Here is a 21,072-nt window from a genome sequence, read left to right as displayed (position 1 = left end):
TAATGTTACAAATTTTTGTCAATACACACATAACAATTTATAAATTTCTTAATTATGAGTTTTTATTACATAACCAAAGTTTATTTGTCATATTATTACATTAATAGAAAATAAAGTAATTAGGGTAGTATTAAAAAACTAGTTACGGTATTTTACCACCCAACTAGTTTTAATATTTGTTAATCAACTTTTATTACATTATCAACATTATTTATTGTATGTTTTAGATATTCTAAGAAATCATCTCTTAATTCGTCTCTTCTAAGAGCAGATTCTACTGTAGCTTGTAAAAATCCCATTATATTTCCTACATCATATCTCTTACCGATAAAGTCATATGCATATATTGCTTCATCCCTTGCTAAGCGTTTTAGAGAATCAGTCAACTGAATCTCACCGCCTGCCCCTGCTTCTTGGGTTTCCAAGTATTTAAAGATGCTTGGACTAATAATATATCTTCCTAATATAGCAATATTAGATGGTGCATCTTCGCTTAATGGTTTTTCTACAAGGTCTTTTATTTTATATATCCTATCTTCTATATGTTTTGCATCAATGATACCATATTTGGATACATCATCAATGGGTACTTTCTGAACTCCTAATATTGATGTTCTATATTCGCTGTACACATCAATCATTTGCTGCAAACATGGTTTCTTTGATACAATTACATCATCCCCTAACAATACAGCAAATGGTTCATTACCAATAAAATGTTTCGCCATTAATATTGCATGACCTAATCCTCTTGGCTCTTTTTGCCTAATGTAATGAATATTAGCTATCTCCGAAACACTTCTTGCAATCTCCAACAAATCATCTTTACCCTTTTTCTCCAGTTCCAATTCAAGTTCAATAGATTTGTCAAAATGATCTTCTATAGAACGTTTATTTCTACCAGTAACAATAATTATATCTTGTACACCTGACTGAACAGCTTCCTCCACAATATATTGAATAGTTGGTTTGTCAACTATAGGTAACATCTCTTTTGGCTGAGCCTTTGTAGCTGGTAAAAACCGAGTACCAAGACCTGCCGCTGGAATAATCGCCTTTCTAATCTTCATCTACATTTTCTCCTTCTTAAATATATTAACTAAGTTCTTCATTTTCTATTTCTACATTTTTATCATCCATCAATACTACTCTTTCAGATTTAGCGTTTTTTACTGTTATAGTAAAAGTATTAACCCCCATTGACATATGATTTATGCTTAGATTATAGGAAACATTAATCTCCATGAAATCTTCTTCTCTCTCAATATTTATCTTTTTCGTATGGGTATTTATTTCAAAAATACCATATGGGGTCTGATAGTGTGTAATGTGTGTTTTGTCTTTTTCAAATACCATATGAGAATTGACTCCACCAAATCTTAATATAGAAATTTGATCTTTCTCATGTTTTATGGTTGTTTTAGTCTCTTTATCACCGTCAATCGTTGAATCTATATAAGTTATATACACCTTATTATTTTTTTCAACATAGCTGCCTGTTGTTACTAATTCTATTTCATCTGATTCAAACATATCTGTCTGAACACCTTTTACTCTTACCAATACGTCTTTTGTCACTCTATTTCACCTCATTGAAAGTTGAATTACTTACTCAACTTTTCCACTTCAATATATTATGCAGGTAAGCTAATTAAAAGGCTTTACAGAATAAAAATATAGGTGTTTCTTCTATCTTTTTATTCTGTAAACCAATCCTATAACCCTTAATTTACCTGCATTAAATTAAAGGTGGGAAAGTTGAGCTACTTATTAAATGCAAACTCAATAAGTCTATCCACTAATTCTTCGTTAGACATTCCTTTATCTTCCCAAAGCATTGGATACATACTTATACTTGTAAAGCCTGGTAATGTATTTATTTCATTGAAAATAACTTCTCCTGTTTCTGATTCAATAAAGAAATCAGCTCTTGCCAATCCTCTACCATCAACTGCTCTAAATATCTGCTCTGCACAATCTCTGATTCTTTTGACTGTATCTTTTGGTACATCTGGATTAATTATTGTTTTAGAACCTATATCATTATATTTTGAATCATAATCATAGAATTCAGCTGCTGAGATTATTTCACCAACATTAGATGTTCTTGGATGGTAATTACCAAGTACCGCACATTCAACTTCTCTACCTACTATGGTTTCTTCAATCAATAGTTTTGAATCATGCTTGATTGCAAGCTCAAGACCATCAAATAATTCTCCTCTGTTATGTGCCTTGGTAATACCTTTAGATGAACCGGCATTAGATGGTTTTACAAAGACTGGATATTCCAATTGTCTTTCTATCTTAGCCACTACTTCTTTAATATCATCCATTTCTTTTTTATATACTGGAACGTATTTAGCCTGTCTAATTCCTAATCTATCAACTATGACTTTCGTGAAAAGCTTATCCATAGATACACTAGAAGCTAAAATACCACAACCTACATACGGGATACCAGCAAGTTCCAATAAACCTTGAACACTTCCATCTTCTCCATACAGCCCATGAAGTGCCGGGAACACTATATCAACATCTAATTTTACTATTCCATCCTCTTTGAATATTATTAATGATTTATCAGTTGCATCCGGACTAATAATAGCATTATTTGAATTACCCACCCAAGTATCTACCGTTAAATCTTCTATCTTTCCATGATATATTCTCCAGTTACCTTCTTTCGTTATTCCTACAGGATATATATTATATTTATCTTTATTGATGTTTTTCATTATAGTTACTGCTGATATACATGATATCTCATGTTCGGATGATTGTCCACCAAATAAAACAACAATATTTCTCTTATTCATATTATAATCCTCCCTATTTTTTAATTATTCAGAATTTAAATTTCAGAAATTTTTCCATTATAAATGTGTATCAGTCTAGCTGTACAAACTCATGTATTAATAAATATATTAATTATCATCTCCAAATATGATAAATTACTTATCTGTTCTATTTTATATCTTATTGTATTTTTATTCAATAGCTAATTATATAAATATTTTACATATATGTAACAGTCAGGGAGTAAAGAGGTATGTTTCGCTGGCTAGTTAAACGTCCATGTTTAAAAAGCCAGACTCGCCTTCCATGGCTCGCAACTTCACATACCTCTTTACTCCCTTCGTTAGTACATAATTTAAAATCTGGCTATACACAAAAAAACCATATATAGTGATAAAATATTATCACTATATATGGTTTTCTCATATGACCGTTGTCTTAATTTCTTTTTTCTCTAATCTCTATTAACAAAAACCTTACTATCATTATCCTTCCTATCTCTATCTTTATCCCTACTGAAGTTAAACCACTCCAAAAACTTGAATCTAATCTTTATAGGCATATCCTCTTCAGGTTCTGCCATCACAATAGAATCATACTCTTCATCTGTCAAAACCCTTTTAAGGGTCTCTTTTGTCTCTTCTGGAACTACTCCATGTGTTACATCAACAAAGCATAAAGGTGGAAACATCACACACCACCAATTCTTACCTTTCGCTTCACCTATTTCTACCAGCAAAGCTTCATATTCACCTGGAGGTAATATTATATCTCCATAAGTCTTCAATGGAAATTGTTCCATCTTCAACTTAACATTTATATCATAATCATAATTATTCTCTTCTATAACTCTTTCAGCTATTTTCTTAATCTCATCTCTATTATCAGAAATAAGTTGTCTTGTTTCTTCTATATTCTCAGATTTTTCCAAAATACCATTCATTTTGTCTAGAATCTCATCTCTTACCTTCAATTTAAGTTTCTGATCCTCTTCACTATCACTATTTGCAATGACATGAAAACGTATCAAACTATCTGATATACCCTCAATGACAGCAGCACTTGTCCCATTCTTGCCGTAATCATAAACTATAGCTGCCAGCATAAGTATCACTATTAGCAGTGATAATATATAAGTTCTTAATATCCTTTTCTTTTCAAATACTTTCATTAGATTCACCTTCATCAATCTTCCCCCATCTTTTCATATTTACAACCTACTATTTCTATTATTACCAGCATCATTATTATTTATACATAATCTATCTGTTAAGCCGTAAATTAGAAAACATGACAAATAATAATTGAATAATGATTTTCTATTTCGAAAGTCCCACTCTTCTTATATTTACCTTACATTCTACTTCAATAGCTGCTGCACTAAAAAAATCCTGCCAATTGGATTTTGTTTCCTTCCAAATCTTTCTATTTCTAGTTTTTAGATTATTATATGCGTTTATAATATCTATACCGTACTCGTCTTGCATTATATCCATTAGCTCATCTATTTCTTCTTCCATACTTTTGGCTACCTGATTTTCTATCTCTGCAATATAACCAGTATTGAATAATTTATCTTTATCTTCTAGGATATATTCAGATATATCTCCTTCACTCCTAATTGAAATTTTAATTTTTAATAATCCATCTTTTAATTCAAAATCCATTTTAGAAGTTAAATCACTTATTTCATAAGGTACTAATACACCTTCCATATCTATTAAAGCAACAGTCTCCTTACCTTTACCAAGAACCCAGCTGTATGGTGTCATGTATTTATCTTCCATCCATCCTCTAAGCTGGTAATCCCTAAGAATAGCTAAGCCATCAACTATAACTTCATTATCTCTGAATATTACATTTGGCATTACACCATTTCCTTCTGTACTGTACATTTGGGAAATAAAATCTCCAAGCTCAATGGTCTTGGCACTTATGGTTTCTAAACTATTATTTATAAAAACTTGTGAAAGATATATCCCAGTTGTCTCTTCTCCATTAGGAACCGATTCAAGTAATTTCTTCCCTGTTTCCTTGGTAGCTAATAATAATAATGCTTTGGAATACTCCGGATTCCTATCAAAGTGATCCAAAACTTTTCTTAGATTATGAGGGTCATCTAAAAAATCAGCTCCAAGTATTATTACCTTAGTATGGTCAAAATTGATTCTAAGATTAGATTTTTTACCAAAAGCCCTATTAGCTTGTGTCAAAGTCTCTGCTTTGGTAATCTTGATGAATTTTGTAGCTTCACCACCACTCTGAGCAGTTATAACAGGCAAATTAGGAATGGTATATGTTACCTCTAATAAATCACCAATATCATCTAGCGAAAGGCTTATTACATATGCTCTATCATTCAATTCAACCTTATCCCAGCAACCTACTAGAAGTATAGAACATATAACCAATATAGCCATAACTTTAATTTTCATTGTTACCACAACCTCTCATCACTTTCATATATTATTTGTAGGTTTACCTAATCCTCTCATCTTAGCAACAACTAATAAGATCAATGGAATAGGTAGAAGAAATAATAAGCTAACATAACGTGTCATTATCTCTATCCATTTATAGGTCTCCACTATATTATCTGGTATAAGTGATATTAGATAAATAATAGGTATGAGCGGCAAAATCAAAAAATTCTGTTCTTTTAAATTAGCAATTTTTTTAATTAATAATCCTGAAAAGAATAAATAAGCGTTTATAAGCAAAAACACTGTCATTATCCAAAAACTTACCATTAGAGCATCTTGCCTCTGTATTAAAGCACCTGGTAGATGTATTGTCTGCATAATGGTCATAACAGGCCATATTTGTCTAGAAGTCTCTACAGATCCAAAAGAACCAATTGTCAAAATGCATATTAAAGCATTTAGAATGCCAACAAATGCTACACTTCGTAATGTCACTTTCGGTAATTTATCAGGATTTATTACAAAGGGACTTGATAGTAACAATAACTCTATCCCCGAATAAGTAAAAGACATTATTAAGCTTCCATAGATGAATTTTTCCCCTGAGATAGAAAAAATAGGTGAGATATTATATAACTTGATATCTGGAACGGCAAAGAAAAATATCACTACCAAAGGGATTAATATTATAAATATTAATAGTTCTGCCATTCTTGCTCTTGCTTCATAACCTTTCCTTGTAAGATAGACTACAACCAAAAGCATAGCTATAACTATAATTTCTATTGGTGTATTTCTTAGTAATGCCTGTTTCACCAATTCTCCAAAAACCCTTATTTCCAACCCTGCCAAAATAATGAGCTTCAGACAGAACACTACTCCTACAATAATAGCTATTGGTTTATTGAGTATCAGTTCTGTGTATTCCACAATGTTCTTATCAGGAAACATTTTAACAAGAGAAGTTATAATGAAAACATACACAAGGGAAATAATAGCACCGCCTAGAACAATAAAATGACCATCGGCACCTGCTATTTCAGAAGCGATTCTAGGCAAAATTAAACTTGTATTACTGAACATGTTGAGAATAATCAGAATCTCAACTTGTCTCATTGATATTTTATTGTTTTGTGAAAACATTATTTTCTCCTTTTTCATCTATATCTAATCTTACTTTATTACTTCTTTTAGCAAATACCGGTCTTAATTTATTAAGAAATATGGGCATCCTTATTAGGGAATCCTGAAGGTCTTCATTATTGACTTCCCTTGCTACATAAGGTGAAAGATAAGGTATATTAATACTCTTAAGGGATACAAGGTGAGTCAATATTATTAAAATACCTAACCAAAAACCAAGAAAACCTAAGAAAGCCGATAAGAATATAATTAGATACTTAATAATCCTAAAAGCTGATGTAAGTGAATAGCTGGGAATAGCAAATGAAGATATAGCTGTCAATGCCACGATAATTACTATAATAGGGCTTACTAGATTAGCTTCTACTACTGCCTGCCCGACTATTAAACCTCCAACTATTCCAATAGTATTACCTATAGGTGCTGGAAGCCTCACTCCTGCTTCTCTCAAAAGTTCAAAAGCCAGCTCCATTATCAACACTTCAATCAATGCGGGAAACGGCACACCTTCTCTAGCCGCTGCAATGGAAAAGGTCAACGGGGTAGGAATCATGGAAGGATGAAAAGTAGTCAGTGCCAAATAGAATCCTGGTATAGCAAAGGATAAAAACGCAGCACAATATCTTAGAAATCTCACAAAGCTCATCACATACCATCTTTGATAATAATCTTCTGATGATTGAAAAAAACAATTAAACGTTGTAGGCAGTAAAAGAACAAAGGGTGTATTATCTACAACTATGGCTACTCTTCCCTCTAATATAGCAGATGCTACTTTATCTGGTCTCTGAGTTACTTGTGATTGGGGAAATGGAGAATACCAATTAGTTTCTATTAATTGTTCTAATGTACCACTTTCTAATACACTATCTATTCTAAAATAACTAAGTCTTTCTTCTATTTCTTGTAATACCTGAGGTCTTACAAGGTCATCTAAATACATAAGAGCAACATCGGTTCTTGTTCTTGTTCCTAATTGTATTTGTTTAACCTTTAATTTACTGTCTCTGATACGTCTTCTAATGAGTACTGTATTTATTCGAAATGCTTCTGTAAAGCCTTCCTTTGAGCCTCTTATTACATTCTCTGTATCTGGCTGTTGTACTCCCCTGTTTGGAAATCCTTTTGTGGCTACTACTATAGCTTTTTCATAACCATCAATAAAAATTACAGTATCTCCTGAAAGTACGGCTAATACTGCATCATCCATTATATTAACTTCTTTCAAATCTGCTGTTGCGAATCCACCATCTTTTATGAATGAGAATTTGTCTTCATTAGTTTCTGGCAGCGTTTTTCCAACACCTCGTACTTGAATTAATAATTGCTCTAGAACAGATTCTTCTATGACCCTCCTGTCTGTCATAACATCAATGTATGCAATATATGCCCATACATCTTTGTTTTCTCCAATAGGAAATTTTCTCTTTACCAAGTCACCACAATCAGTAAATAGTTCTTCAAAATTTCTAATATTCGTATCTATTGAATCTGAAAATGGAATTATGACTTTATTGCTTCTTTTATCATGTTTTGATTTTACTTGTTTTAATCTCACATTATTCACCTTACTCTATATTTAAATAAATCTTCCTACTATAAAAAGTACAAATGCTGCTGAAACATAAATTATTCCTAGAACAATACTAATAGTATGCTCTTTTTTTCTTTTTTTTCTATATAACACTTTCCTGTCCCATATAAGCAGTACTAAACCAGCAATTAACAAAAGCACTATAAATTTTACAGAAAAGACATTACCTAATTTATCTAAAATATTTATCATTATATTCCCTTCCTTTTTTTACATTTTTTGTATTTATAGATATTTTTATTCAATATACATAAAACAATTTTTAATTAAAAAAATAAGCTATTGGTCATATCACCAATACCTCATCTTTTTTCTGACAAAATTAATTATTTATTTTTTTTATCGAATATCTCAATAACTGCAATTTCTTGATTGACTATATGCTGTAGAGCTATCTTTCTTGCTTCATCAACATCCCTATTTTCTATTGATTTTACAATTAGGTCATGTTCTTTTACTAATATGCCAAAATCAGCAACTTTTCTTATATACTCAACTCTATAACGATAGATTTGTTCTCTTAGATTATTTATTATTTGAATCAATTTCTCGTTTTCAGTTGAATTGAATATTATATCGTGAAATTCAACATCTTTCTTGATTATTTGCTCTATGTCATGTTCTTCACATGCTGTTTGAAAGTTGTGAGTAGTCCTTTTTAGATCAACGAAAGACTCCTCTGACATCTTTTCACATGCTATCTTTACTGCTAATTCTTCAAGTGCGGCTCTTACTTCTAATACGTCTTTTATATCTTTATGAGTAATTTTAGCTACCTCTGCACCTTTTCTAGGTATCATTACTACTAATCCTTCAAGTTCTAATTTTCTAATAGCTTCTCTAATTGGTGTTCTGCTGACTCCCATTCTCTCAGCAAGTTGTTTTTCCATGAGCCTCTCACCAGCTACAAGTTCTCCTTTTAGAATGGCCTCTCTTAACGTATTGAATACAACATCTCTTAGGGGCAGGTATTCATTAAGATTAACTTTCAGTTTATCATCCATTACCTTAATACATCCTTTCTTTCATTAGAAAATGTTTAGTTATTAAATATTGTTGTGGTATAAACGAATTTAGCTATATTATTAACCTTTAACTTATGGGCTAGATTATAAGCCTTATGTTTGTCCTCTAATATACCAAAAACAGATGGTCCACTTCCAGTCATCAATGAACCTATAGCTCCATTTTTCATCATATAATCTTTTATTTCATTTATTACAGGATATTTTTTTATTGTGACTGTCTCTAAGATATTTCCCATATTCATACAAATCTGATGTAAGTCACCTTTATTAATGCCTTCTATAATTTTATCTGTGTCAGGTCTAACATCTATATTATTCAAATCAAGATTACCGTACACAAAACCAGTTGAAACATTAATCCCCGGCTTTGCTATAACAACGTATGCATCTGGGAAACGACCTAGAGATGTCAATTTTTCACCAATTCCTTCACTAAGAGCTGTTCCCCTAAGCAAGCAATAAGGAATGTCTGCACCAAACATAGTACCAATCTCCATCATTTCATTCAGGGACATGCGAAGATTAAAAAGTCTGTTCATCCCTACTAAAGCAGCTGCCGCATCACTACTACCACCAGCAAGACCTGCCGCTACTGGAATGACTTTATATAAATCAACAAAAACTCCCGTTTTTATTTTATATTTTTCCTTTAGGAATTTTATAACTTTGTATACTAAATTCCTTTCATCTATTGGCAAAAAGGACAAGTTGGTTTGAATCTTTATTTCATCTTTTCTTATTTTTTTAATATTTATTTTATCGTATAAGTTGATAGTCTGCATGATCATCTTTACATCATGGTAACCGTCTTCTCTTTTACCTATTACATCAAGCGATATATTAATCTTGGCTCTAGCCTTAATATTAATTCTATACATAATGACCCTTTCAGCTTTTTCATCTTTGCTGGCTCTATAGTAATTATTTAATTCAGCTTATCTAGATTGTACCTTGTATACTTAATATTATATACAATGTATATTTATAAATCAAGAAAAAGAGAAAAAAAAGAACGCTAGGCGTTCTTAAATTTCAAGGCTATCGATGTTTTTGACTATTATTAATTTATCCCCTCTTTTTACATCAGCAGAATCTAAATTATTAACAGCTTTTATGTCATCTACCTTAGTTGAATATGTTTTTGCTATATCCCATAAGGACTCATTATCCTTGACAATATATCCTACTACACTTGGAGTGTTTTGAAGTTTTTTCATATCTATTTCAGTCTCTGTCAACCCATTTATTATATTTAATTCTTGATTATCAAATACAATTGTATCTAGATTAACCCCGCATTTCACTTCAACTTCTTTTTCTCCCAACATACTACAGTTAATATAGCTTATAGATGGCCTTATAGACATTCTACTGTCGTTTCTAATACCTTCTGTATCTATAACCTGATTAAATGGTAAAACAGCGTTATATACGTTAATAGGGTTATTATCATCAGCTGCTACATACAATATTTTACCAAATACAACACCTTCAACTTCTACTTTATCTTCAAATACATCCACATTATCAATATTAACATCACCTGTTGCATAGTATATCTGCATGATATCAGGATCATTAGTATCCATTTCAATAGTTTCTTTTATTTTACATTGGCTTTGATTCTTGCAAAGTAATGTTTCATAGTTCACATTTTCTTTTTCCAGCTCAATTTCTTTGGATAAGGAATAGACATCTGTAAGGATACTATTTTTTTCTTCAGAATATACTTTAATATCCAGCTGGGTTACAATATCTACAGAGAATACTCTCTCTTCTCCATCAAGGTCTGGTCTTATCTGAATCTTATCATCTACAATTTTTATATCAATATCATAATACATATCCTCATTAACACCATTACACTCAATTACACCGTTAAATGGCATCTCATGTTCAACGAATTCAAGATTATTTTCCCCTGATTCTCCTAGATATAAAGTATCAAGTGCCACTATTCCTTTGATATTGATCTTATCATCCAATAGTCTGAATTCCTTGTTCTTAATAGTCCTATCATACCACAATATCTCCATGATATTTGGTTTGCTGCTTGGAATAGCTAATTCATCTTTTATTTTGTAGGTCTCTTTTTTGGATGTATGCATTTTACAGATTGTAATGTCATCCCATCTACTTTGGATATCCTCTGCCCCGCAAATATCTGTAGGAACATACATCTCTTTTTTCTCATCAACCATAACCTTGACTTGTACAATTGACTTTACATTAATTTTCCTAGTGTTAATTGGTGTTATCTTCATCTCTTCTATGATATATTCTGTCTTAATACTATCACTTTTGGATACATCATCAATATTAATAGTCTCCTCTATAGGAATAAGACTTATCATATTATGTACAGGCTTTGAATCATTAAGAGGTACATACAGCACCTTACAACCAAATTCACCTTTAACTAAAACTTTAGAATCATAAACATCAGTACCTGTAATGTTTACCACCGAATTGCTCTGCAATATCTTATCAATGTCAGGCTTGATATCTGGCACATTAATATCTTCATCTATTGTCATCTGAAGAACTCGGCTGCCTTTTGGTTTAATTAACGATATGTTTCTTTGCTCCAGTTCTAAACTCAAAAAAATCCCTCCTAAAACCTTTGTCTATATTATTATATTAAGGTTAGGAAGGATTTTATGACTATTTTTTAATTGTTAGATACAATACCTAAAAATTACCTGCAAATTTATTCCTGACATAACGATAATTCAACGTTATTAGTCAATATATCTGTATAACTATATGAAACAGTTCTATAAGTATTTTGTAGTTCGTTTTGGACTTTGACTACAAAAATGCTTGGATATGTGCTCTGTAATACACCCTGTTTAATGACAATTCTTTTTCGTCCCTTATTAGCTTTAACTAAAACTTTACTACCGACGTAACCATCTACGCGTTTTCTTACTTCGGTAATATCTTCTTTTGCAATCATTTTTAACCACCTCATCTTTAACAACTACTACTAGTATATCATAATACTATAAGCAGGTCAATAAATTTTTAAATTATATCAAATTACACCATAAATGTCAATAGAATTAAGAGACTTTTTTACTATTTTATGGTTTTTTATTTGGGAAACTACAACTTTATTATTACTTTTCCCTTAATTTTACTCTTGTTGAAACATCCTAGAATACGACTATCCTTACTTAAACTTCTATTATCTCCTAGAAAAAATACATTTCCCTTGGGTACATGTAGATCGATATTTCCTATGGTGGTTCCTTTTACATAATTTTCTTCTAAAATCTGGCCATTTCTTATAACTTTACTATCTATTATCTGAATATGATCTCCTTCAAGTCCAATAATTCTCTTAACTATTCTACTGACTTTTCCATTTTCTTCATAACAAAGTATAACCAAATCGCCTTGTTTATATTTTGTTATTAGTGTAATGGCTTTTGATACTAATATATAGTCATTATCATATAAAGTGTTCTCCATAGATCTGCCTTTTACTTTCATAGGCCAAATTATTAAAGAAATAACACTTACAATCACTATTGAATATATTAATGCTGTAATCCATTCTCTAACTATTAGTTTATCCAATTTCTTCATTTTTATACGACCCCTAGAATTTTTATTCACTGCATTATTATTTTATTATTAATCACCTCTAATAGTTCTTTTGTATTTTTAAAATATTTTACTGAAAACGAAAGTCGTTATTACTATATATTGAAGCTTTACAATATTTTAGGGGAAAAGTTATCTTTTCCCCTTGATTTCTACTTATAGTAAACCGGTAATGACAAGTCTTCTGTTTTTACTACTACATATGGATACGATAGACTCATGGTAACTGTATCATCTTTTGATGGGCCTAACAACTCAGTTAAGATTACAACATAATCCTTGGATTCGTATACTTCTTTTACTTGTATACTATATCCACCTGTAGGCTGTTCTCCATATCCAACAACTATGTATAAATATTGCCCATCACTGAAACTAAACTTGAATGGTTCCATCTTGGACTCTTCAATCTTTTGTTTTATAACATCTGGTACATCTTTATCTTCTACTACTGTGAATTCCAGATCTCTAATTTTGTCTTCTTCATCCTGTTCTTTCATCTTATTACCACATGCTGTAAATACAAACACCATAAGTAAACACAAAATAAAAATAATTTTTTTCATGCTTTCACCATAAAATTTCTATTTGTATTATTTTATTGTTTTTGTGTTGAAATTATACCCTAATATTGAATAATATCGTTAATAATTTTCATAACTCCTTTAGAAAATTCTTTTAAGTGTTTGTCTGCTTCATCATTGCTGGAATCTTTTATACCAAAATAAAATTTAATTTTTGGTTCTGTTCCTGATGGTCTTACGCAGAACCATGATCCATCTTCTAGAGTATAATAAAGTACATTTGATTTTGGTAAATCTGTATCCTCCAAGTAATCTACTGCTTCTGTTACTTTGACACCATTAATATCCTTAAGTGGCTCATTTCTTAATGTACTTAATATATGTTTTATTTTGTTAACTCCTTCAATACCTTTCAAAGTTACAGATTCAAGTGATTCTTTGTAGTAACCGTACTTTTCATATACATTTATTAATGCATCATAAAGAGTTAACCCTTTTAATTTGTAGTATGCTCCAAGTTCACATACCATCATTGTTGCAACAACAGCGTCTTTATCTCTTGCATGTGTACCTATTAAACAGCCATAGCTTTCTTCAAAACCGAATAGATATTCATAGGAACCTTCTTCCTTGAATTCTTTAATTTTTTCACCTATATATTTGAATCCTGTTAAAACCTTGAATAGTTTCACATTATAGCTATCTGCTATTACACTTGCCATATCAGTTGATACAATCGTTTCAATGACAGCACCATTCTCAGGTAGTTCATTGTTTGCTTTTTTCTGAGATAATATATAGTCCAGTAATAAAATACCTATCATATTACCAGTTAGAGCTACATAATCATCATCTTTTTTAACCAGTACACCTAATCTATCTGCATCTGGGTCTGTTGCTAATATAACATCTGCATTTTTTTCTTTTCCCAGCTTAATAGCAAGTTTGAAGGCTTTTATATCTTCTGGATTAGGATAGCTGACTGTTGAGAATTTACTATCAGGCAATTCTTGCTCTTTAACAACATTTACATTTTTGAAACCTATTTCGTCTAAGATTCTTCTAACAGGTATATTTCCAGTTCCATGAAGAGGAGTATATACTATAGAAAAATCCTCAGAAGCCTTCTTGATTGCATCAGGATTGATAATTTGTTTTTTTAGTTCTTCTATATACCTATCGTCAATTTCTTTTCCAATGACATTATATAATCTTTCTTTTGAAGCAGTCTCTTTATCCATTGATTTTACATCTTTGTAATCTGTAACTTTCTTGACTTCGTTAATTATTTCAACATCTTTAGGAGAAGTAATCTGAGCTCCATCTTCCCAATATACTTTGTAACCATTGTATTCTGCAGGATTATGGCTTGCAGTTACAACAATTCCTGCTATTGCACCTAACTCTCTAACTGCAAAAGATAATTCTGGTGTTGGTCTAAGACTTTCAAAAACATAAGCCTTTATACCATTAGCATTCAATACAAGTGCTGCTTCATCAGCAAATTCAGGAGACATATACCTAGAATCATAAGCAATGACTACTCCTTTATCAATTGCTTCCTGTCCACTTATTTTAATATAATTAGCTAAACCTTGAGTTGCTTTTCTAACAGTATAGATGTTCATTCTATTGTTACCAGCACCTATAATACCTCTAAGGCCGCCTGTACCGAATTCCAGCTCTTTATAGAATCTTTCTTGGATCTCCATATCTTTATCTTTTATTTCTCTTAATTCTTTTTTTGTTTCTTCATCAAAATAGTTGTTATCTAGCCACATATTATACTCTTTTAAATAATCCACAAATCTACCTCCAAATTTTTTATATATTATATGAATCTAATCATCATATATATCATTAGAAGATGGTGTATCTTTATCTTCTTCATTAGATCCATTATTCTCAGCATTATTTATATCAGTATTATTAATATTGTTTTCAGGTGTTGTAGTTCCATTATTTGGGTCATTAATTAAGTCCTTATCAATCTTACTCAACTTAGGTAAAGTATAATAAGCATCTTCACCATTATCTTCTATAACTAACTGATGCATTGTAGAATAATATCCATCTTTTCTAAGGGTTATTGTATGTTCCCCTGGATTTATTGGTGTAGTAATTGGTATTTCACCAATATAATTACCATCTATATATATATCTACTCCTACAGGACTATCTACATGAATATAAGTTGGTTTTTTCTCCAAGTTTATTTCAAAAGTTGTAAATGATTTATTCACAATAAGTTCTTTTTCCCAATCAACATAATTATCTTTCACGACTTTAACGATATAATTACCATAGTCTAGAGGAATTGGCTCTGAAAAATCACTGTAGACTTCACCATTAATAGAAAATGAAACTCCTTCTTGTGCTACACTGAATTGAACCATACCTTTTTTTGGAGTAGCATCTTTAACGTTAACAACTACTTTTTGGTCTTTATCAACCATAACTTCTGTTTCATAAGTTGCTTGGTCATTGGTAACAATAATATCATGTACGCCTACAGATACAGGTACTAAGGTCACATCTTTTATATCGACTGTTTTATTGGTTCCAATCTGTAATGTTCCGCCTATGAAATTACTATGGTTCTTTAGTTGAATATATCCATGTCCATTTTCCATGATTATAGTCCAAACAGTATCTTTGTATCCTAATAGGGTAACTTCATCTTCTTCAGTTAAATCATTAATATCAAATGGGTTTCCATTGAAAATTGTAACTAGTTCTCCTGTATAGTTATAATTATCATTACCTATTGCAATAGTATTTTTCTCTTTATCCACAACTACACCTTTTATTTTATTTCTTTTCCACGTTATTGCTGTCTTGTGAACATATTCTGGTCTCATTTTATCTTTATCGTATTTTGTTTCTATCATATCCCCTTTATTGAATTGAATAAGTGTCATTAATGATCCATATTCATCTTGTATATCAACAGCACTATCCATGTTCAATGTGGCAGATTCGTTACTATCAATATTAAATATTGTTAATGTATCATTCACTGTATCAACTTTTTGTACAACCCCTAATGCTCTTTCATATTCAATATCCCTGCTGACATCATTATTGTCTACAGGTATTTCAGTTTCTTGATCCACTTTATTGTTGTTGTTCTTCTTTTTACCACTACTAAATACCATAGTAAATACAACTATAAGAATAACTGCAAGTCCTAAAGCTCCAATAATAGTCATTTTACTAATAATATCCATTTTCTTTTTCTTCTTATCATTATTCATAATTCCACCTCGTATTCAAATTATATTATTAACATGAACCAAAGGGTTTAATCAACCTCTGACATGTTAATCTTGTATAATTTTGTCATAAAGTTTTTCTGCTTCTACATTATTGTCTATTAGCTTTTTTGACATATATAGTCTAGGTATATGTTTAACATTATAATCAGTAAGCCTTTCTTTTGCAAGTTTATTAAGATGATAAGGAATTTCAAAAATCAGTTTAAGTCTGTTAAGAGCCTCTTTTTTCCTATTATTCTCTATACTGTCTCTTGCCATATCTAATAATATATTACTATATTTTTCTAAATTTTTAATACTCAAAGGGTTAAGACTAACTATCTTTTTTGCAGATGTATAAGCTTTTTCTAATTCATCGTTCTTATAATCAATATCTCTTTTAATGATATAACCATTTATTACGAAGGGATTCTGATTAATTATTTCATCAGCTAGTTTATACGCCTTTATTGGTTCTGTATCTTTATATTCATTAGCTAGATTAATCTTCGCTTCTGTATTGTATGGATATAATTTTAAGGAATTTTCGTATTCTCCTATATAAGCCAAATAGGAGTTTAACGCCATATAGATGTAATTGATTAGTAAGACACCCACAATCATTAATGTACCTACCATTTTTATTCCTTTAATATTTGTTTCTTTTATTTTTGTCTCATCTACAAAAACTATGGTTAATAACAAAAATCCAATCACCAAAAACTGCCAGTCAAAATCAATGGCACCATGTCCAAATATGATGAATATACTTAGTTTATCATAAAATGTTAATCTCTTACTTAATGTATTATAAACAAAGTATATACCCATTAGGACAAAACCTACTATACCAATATCCATAACGATTTGTAACACATTACTATGTATATATTTTACATAATAAGTGGCTCCTGTCTGATATTTTCTTTGTATATAAAAATAACCTAAATGTCCACTCCCAAAGGGATAATCCTTCATTATTGATATACTGTCCTTGTAATACAACAGTCTTGTCAGCCATTCACTAGTCTGAGTAGATGTTTCTTCAATTCTATCAAACATATGGGTAAAATCACCGAATGTCATGATTATATACCATATTGCTGTCCCTAATAATACAGCTGGTATCAAATATTTTATCTTTTTCCTATCATAGATAATAATAATCAGTAATGTACCAATTGCTATAATATACATACTTCTGCTAAAAGTTAATAAGAGTGCAGCCCACATAATTATTATACCTATTACATGATAGGCTTTTAATTTTTCCCTGTTGACTACCAGTATGGTACATACCAAGATAAAAAGAGCAAAAGTATTTGGATATTGAAAAAAAGAACCTAATCGTCCTTTCTGTATCAATTCATTTCCTAAACAAGGTATGAAAAAAGCCGATAGACTTATAGCTGACATTATTATTCCACAAAAAGAAAGGGCATCTGTAAAAGTCTTTTTGGCCATATTGGTCTGCATAATAACCAAATAGAACAAATATACGACCAATACTTTTAAGAACCCCATATAAGCCATACCTTTATCAACAGCATGAAAAATAGATACTAAATATAATAATACACCTATAAAAATTAGTAAGTGATTAAGACTTCGTTCTAAGTGCAAAGTTCTATTAATAATAATGTAATACATTAGAATCATTAATAGAATGGCTCCAGCAAGATATGCCCCATGATAAAAATATGCTCCTTGTAGAAAAGGACATATCATTACAAATCCCATCAATATTATGTTAATCTGTTTCTTACCCATATTTTTCTTTCCTTAACCCAAGTATTGACATTCATATTATCTTTTCGTTTATATTTTATAGTTTATCAAGGTAATTAACAAGGGTTTTTGAAAAATTTTTATAATTGCTCTTTTAACTGAGTAGGTGTTATACCAACATATTTTTTGAATATTGAACTAAAATATCTTGAGTCATTGAATCCTACTAATTCCGCAACTTGATATATCTTGATATTTTCCTCTTGTAATAATTGGATTGCTTTTTTGCATCTATATCTTGTCAAATAATCAACGAATGTATATCCCGTCTCTTTTTTGAATAATCTGCTGAGATAACTTTCTGTAATATATAATTTTTCTGCTACATCCTTTATATTAACGTCGTTGTAATAATCATTTTCTATACATTTTATAGCTTTCACCACATATTTTATCTTACCTTCTCCTTTGCAGGTTTTATCATATTCACGAAAATCTAGTGCCGTTTCCAATTCTTCAACATCCTGCTCATAAACTTCTTTCTTACTTTCTATTGAATTGACTATTTTCGTTAGTGCATTGAATAACTCACCATCTTCAACAGGTTTCAACAGATATTCTTTTACACCTAATGAGATGGCTTGTTGGGCATACTTGAATTCATCATAGCCTGATATGATTATGTATTCAGCCTTTGTTTTATTCTGAAGTTCTTTTATCATTTTAATTCCATCCATTTTTGGCATTCGTACATCCGTAATTATAATATGTGGTTTTACCCTTGAGATGATTTCTATACCTTCCAACCCATTAGAAGCCTCCCCTACAACTTTACATCCTAATTCATCCCAAGGTGTAGTGACCACAAGTCCTTTCCTTGTTAACATTTCATCTTCCACAACTACAACTTTTACCATAAAAACCAACCTTTCAGATATTAAATAACTCACAACTTTCCCACCTTTAATTTAATGAAGGCAAATTAAGGGTTATAGGTTTGGTTTGCAGAATAAAAAGATAGAAGAAACACCTATATTTTTATTCTGCAAAGCCTTTTAATTAGCTTACCTGCATAGAATATTGAAGTGGGAAAGTTGAGTTAATAAATCAATATTTATCTTTGTAATATGCTTTAATTGGTATTTTTATAATCACTTTTGTCCCTATATCAGGTTTACTCTCAATATTAACACCGCTCAAATTTCCATAATATAATTTTACCCTTTGGTCAACATTGTATAACCCTATATGATCATCACTTGTCTTAGACAGAGCTTTTTCTATCTGTTCCCTGTTCATACCTATGCCATTATCCAATACCTCAAAATACAGGTTATCATCTTTTCTGTAACCTCTTATTATCAGCATACCTTTTTCCTCTATATTTTCAAATCCATGAACTATGGCATTTTCTACTATTGGTTGTAGAATCAGCTTAGGTATATAATATCCTAGAATTTCATTATCTGTGGATATCTTGATGTCAAATCCATCATTATATCTTATCTTCTGGATTTCAAGATAATTGTTTATGAGATCCAAGTTATCTTTTACTGTCAAGAATTCTTGTTCACAGTTGATACTATTCCTTAACAGACTTCCTAATTGAGTTGCTATAACTCCTATTTCTTTTACATTATTGAGTTTTGCAATCCATTTTATAGCGTCAAGTGTATTATATAGAAAATGTGGTTTAATCTGTGCCTGAAGTATATTTATTTCTGCAATTCTTAATCTACGTTGTTTATCAATGGCATTATCTATAGATTCTTTTAATCTCACTACCATCTGGTTAAAACTATTTTCAAGCATTCCCAACTCATCATTACGATGAAGGTTGATTTGGATTGTCAAATCTCCTTCCTCAACTCTTTTCATGCTTTTTACGAGCTTTTTAATAGGTCTAATCATATAGTTTGCCACTATAAGCGAGATAAGAACTGCAAGAGTTAAGCTTATTAAAAAACTTTGAATAATAGTTTTCCGTATATTGCTGTTATTTTGCTGTACTATATTCAGTGGAACAGTGGCAACAGTTCTTAACGAGGAAGGTTCATATGTGTAGTAGACCAGGAAGCTTGGTATTTTATTATTTTCCCTAATATTTATTTTTCCTTTTTGATTGTCTGCTACTGTATCTCTATATGGTGAATCCCAAAAAAGACCTTCTTTTTCAGGATGATTAGCGTCTGTGATAATATAATAGAATTCATCCAATAACATGACATCTATTAATTTACTGTTTCCTATAGTATTGATAATATCTACTATAGCATTTCTCTTGATATCTATAATTATATAACCTACAGGATTATTATTATTGTCGAATATTCTTTTACCCATAGAAAAAACAATGGTTTCACCCATATTGTTAATGAATTTTTCTGGATATAAAACTATTTCTTTGTCTTCATTCATCTTTCTGAAGACTCCCCAGCCATTTTGCAGATTGTTTTTATACATCTGGGGTAGTGGAGATGTTTCAAATATAGCGTTACCTTCTGTATCTAATATATATATTGGAAATTTGTATTTTTTACTTGCTAATAATAAGTATATTTTTTGATTGATTTCGTAGTAGTAGTCGTCTGATATTTCATTGCCTGACAAAGTTTTATGAAGTTTAGAATCTGTGCTTATCATGTTAACGATGGTTTTATATTCATTGAGGAAGGTATCTATATTTTTATTGATGTTGATTAAGCTGTCATAGGCTTCATCATATATTGCGTCTTGTAAAATTTTTGACGAGAAAGTGAATCCTAGAAGGGTTAGGACTAGGGGTGGTATGATACCGATTAGAATGAAGATGATTAATAGCTTGCGAAATAAAGTTTTTTTAGGTTTCATTGATAAACCCTCTTTCTATTTGAACTAGTAAGTTTAATGAATAGCTTTGGGTTATTAATAAAATTAGTAGGTGAGTGTGTTTTTGGCTAGAGGGTGTATAATAGTTGTATTTTA

At 30.7% G+C, this 21,072-nt stretch carries 19 protein-coding genes; all 19 read right to left on the bottom strand.

What is annotated here, in order from left to right; genetic code table 11:
• Positions 1–179 precede the first annotated feature (179 nt).
• Entirely contained in the window at positions 180–1,070 is an 891-nt protein-coding gene (galU, locus tag AACQ14_RS19995; protein WP_339365361.1) for a UTP--glucose-1-phosphate uridylyltransferase GalU, read from the bottom strand.
• Positions 1,071–1,095: 25 nt separating this feature from the next.
• The gene (locus tag AACQ14_RS19990; protein WP_339365360.1) at positions 1,096–1,578 is read right to left on the bottom strand and encodes a YwiB family protein; all 483 of its coding nucleotides are present in this window, start codon (positions 1,576–1,578) and stop codon (positions 1,096–1,098) included.
• Between the two features lie 185 nt (positions 1,579–1,763).
• On the bottom strand, positions 1,764–2,819 hold the full coding sequence (locus AACQ14_RS19985; RefSeq protein WP_339365359.1) for a D-alanine--D-alanine ligase family protein: 1,056 nt from the start codon (positions 2,817–2,819) through the stop codon (positions 1,764–1,766).
• A 434-nt stretch (positions 2,820–3,253) separates the two neighbouring features.
• A complete protein-coding gene (gene spoIIR / locus AACQ14_RS19980) occupies positions 3,254–3,985 on the bottom strand; it encodes a stage II sporulation protein R (RefSeq protein ID WP_339365358.1) in 732 nt (243 codons plus the stop codon).
• A gap of 133 nt (positions 3,986–4,118) precedes the next feature.
• Positions 4,119–5,234: a Ger(x)C family spore germination protein gene (locus AACQ14_RS19975; RefSeq protein ID WP_339365357.1), complete on the bottom strand. Its 1,116-nt coding sequence runs from the start codon at positions 5,232–5,234 to the stop codon at positions 4,119–4,121.
• Between the two features lie 24 nt (positions 5,235–5,258).
• The gene (locus AACQ14_RS19970) at positions 5,259–6,365 is read right to left on the bottom strand and encodes a GerAB/ArcD/ProY family transporter (RefSeq protein ID WP_339365356.1); all 1,107 of its coding nucleotides are present in this window, start codon (positions 6,363–6,365) and stop codon (positions 5,259–5,261) included.
• The gene (locus AACQ14_RS19965; RefSeq protein ID WP_339365355.1) at positions 6,346–7,923 is read right to left on the bottom strand and encodes a spore germination protein; all 1,578 of its coding nucleotides are present in this window, start codon (positions 7,921–7,923) and stop codon (positions 6,346–6,348) included. The genes AACQ14_RS19970 and AACQ14_RS19965 overlap by 20 nt, the downstream gene beginning before the upstream one ends.
• Positions 7,924–7,944: 21 nt before the next feature.
• The gene (locus AACQ14_RS19960; RefSeq protein ID WP_339365354.1) at positions 7,945–8,151 is read right to left on the bottom strand and encodes a CLC_0170 family protein; all 207 of its coding nucleotides are present in this window, start codon (positions 8,149–8,151) and stop codon (positions 7,945–7,947) included.
• A 134-nt stretch (positions 8,152–8,285) separates the two neighbouring features.
• Positions 8,286–8,963 (bottom strand): GntR family transcriptional regulator, encoded by a 678-nt coding sequence (locus AACQ14_RS19955; protein WP_339365353.1) that lies wholly within the window; start codon positions 8,961–8,963, stop codon positions 8,286–8,288.
• A 35-nt stretch (positions 8,964–8,998) separates the two neighbouring features.
• A complete protein-coding gene (ispE, locus tag AACQ14_RS19950) occupies positions 8,999–9,865 on the bottom strand; it encodes a 4-(cytidine 5'-diphospho)-2-C-methyl-D-erythritol kinase (RefSeq protein ID WP_339365352.1) in 867 nt (288 codons plus the stop codon).
• Positions 9,866–10,012: 147 nt separating this feature from the next.
• Positions 10,013–11,590, bottom strand: coding sequence for a DUF3794 and LysM peptidoglycan-binding domain-containing protein (locus AACQ14_RS19945; protein ID WP_339365351.1), 1,578 nt, complete (start codon positions 11,588–11,590; stop codon positions 10,013–10,015).
• Positions 11,591–11,697: 107 nt separating this feature from the next.
• Complete coding sequence (locus tag AACQ14_RS19940; protein ID WP_242986416.1) at positions 11,698–11,961, bottom strand: Veg family protein; 264 nt, start codon at positions 11,959–11,961, stop codon at positions 11,698–11,700.
• A 134-nt stretch (positions 11,962–12,095) separates the two neighbouring features.
• Positions 12,096–12,581 (bottom strand): signal peptidase I, encoded by a 486-nt coding sequence (lepB, locus tag AACQ14_RS19935; protein ID WP_339365350.1) that lies wholly within the window; start codon positions 12,579–12,581, stop codon positions 12,096–12,098.
• A 170-nt stretch (positions 12,582–12,751) separates the two neighbouring features.
• Positions 12,752–13,165 (bottom strand): protease complex subunit PrcB family protein, encoded by a 414-nt coding sequence (locus tag AACQ14_RS19930; RefSeq protein WP_339365349.1) that lies wholly within the window; start codon positions 13,163–13,165, stop codon positions 12,752–12,754.
• Between the two features lie 59 nt (positions 13,166–13,224).
• On the bottom strand, positions 13,225–14,928 hold the full coding sequence (locus AACQ14_RS19925) for a phospho-sugar mutase (RefSeq protein WP_339365348.1): 1,704 nt from the start codon (positions 14,926–14,928) through the stop codon (positions 13,225–13,227).
• Positions 14,929–14,964: 36 nt separating this feature from the next.
• Positions 14,965–16,380 (bottom strand): PEGA domain-containing protein, encoded by a 1,416-nt coding sequence (locus AACQ14_RS19920; RefSeq protein ID WP_339365347.1) that lies wholly within the window; start codon positions 16,378–16,380, stop codon positions 14,965–14,967.
• A 66-nt stretch (positions 16,381–16,446) separates the two neighbouring features.
• The gene (locus tag AACQ14_RS19915; protein WP_339365346.1) at positions 16,447–18,150 is read right to left on the bottom strand and encodes an O-antigen ligase family protein; all 1,704 of its coding nucleotides are present in this window, start codon (positions 18,148–18,150) and stop codon (positions 16,447–16,449) included.
• A gap of 98 nt (positions 18,151–18,248) precedes the next feature.
• The gene (locus AACQ14_RS19910; protein WP_339365345.1) at positions 18,249–19,058 is read right to left on the bottom strand and encodes a response regulator transcription factor; all 810 of its coding nucleotides are present in this window, start codon (positions 19,056–19,058) and stop codon (positions 18,249–18,251) included.
• A 157-nt stretch (positions 19,059–19,215) separates the two neighbouring features.
• Positions 19,216–20,958 (bottom strand): sensor histidine kinase, encoded by a 1,743-nt coding sequence (locus AACQ14_RS19905; RefSeq protein WP_339365344.1) that lies wholly within the window; start codon positions 20,956–20,958, stop codon positions 19,216–19,218.
• Positions 20,959–21,072 lie beyond the last annotated feature (114 nt).

Origin of the sequence: Vallitalea maricola (assembly GCF_036985595.1) — a bacterium.
GTDB classification, from domain to species: domain Bacteria; phylum Bacillota; class Clostridia; order Lachnospirales; family Vallitaleaceae; genus Vallitalea; species Vallitalea maricola.
Note: the sequence above shows the minus strand (reverse complement) of the source record. Positions and strands in the feature narration are given on the sequence as shown.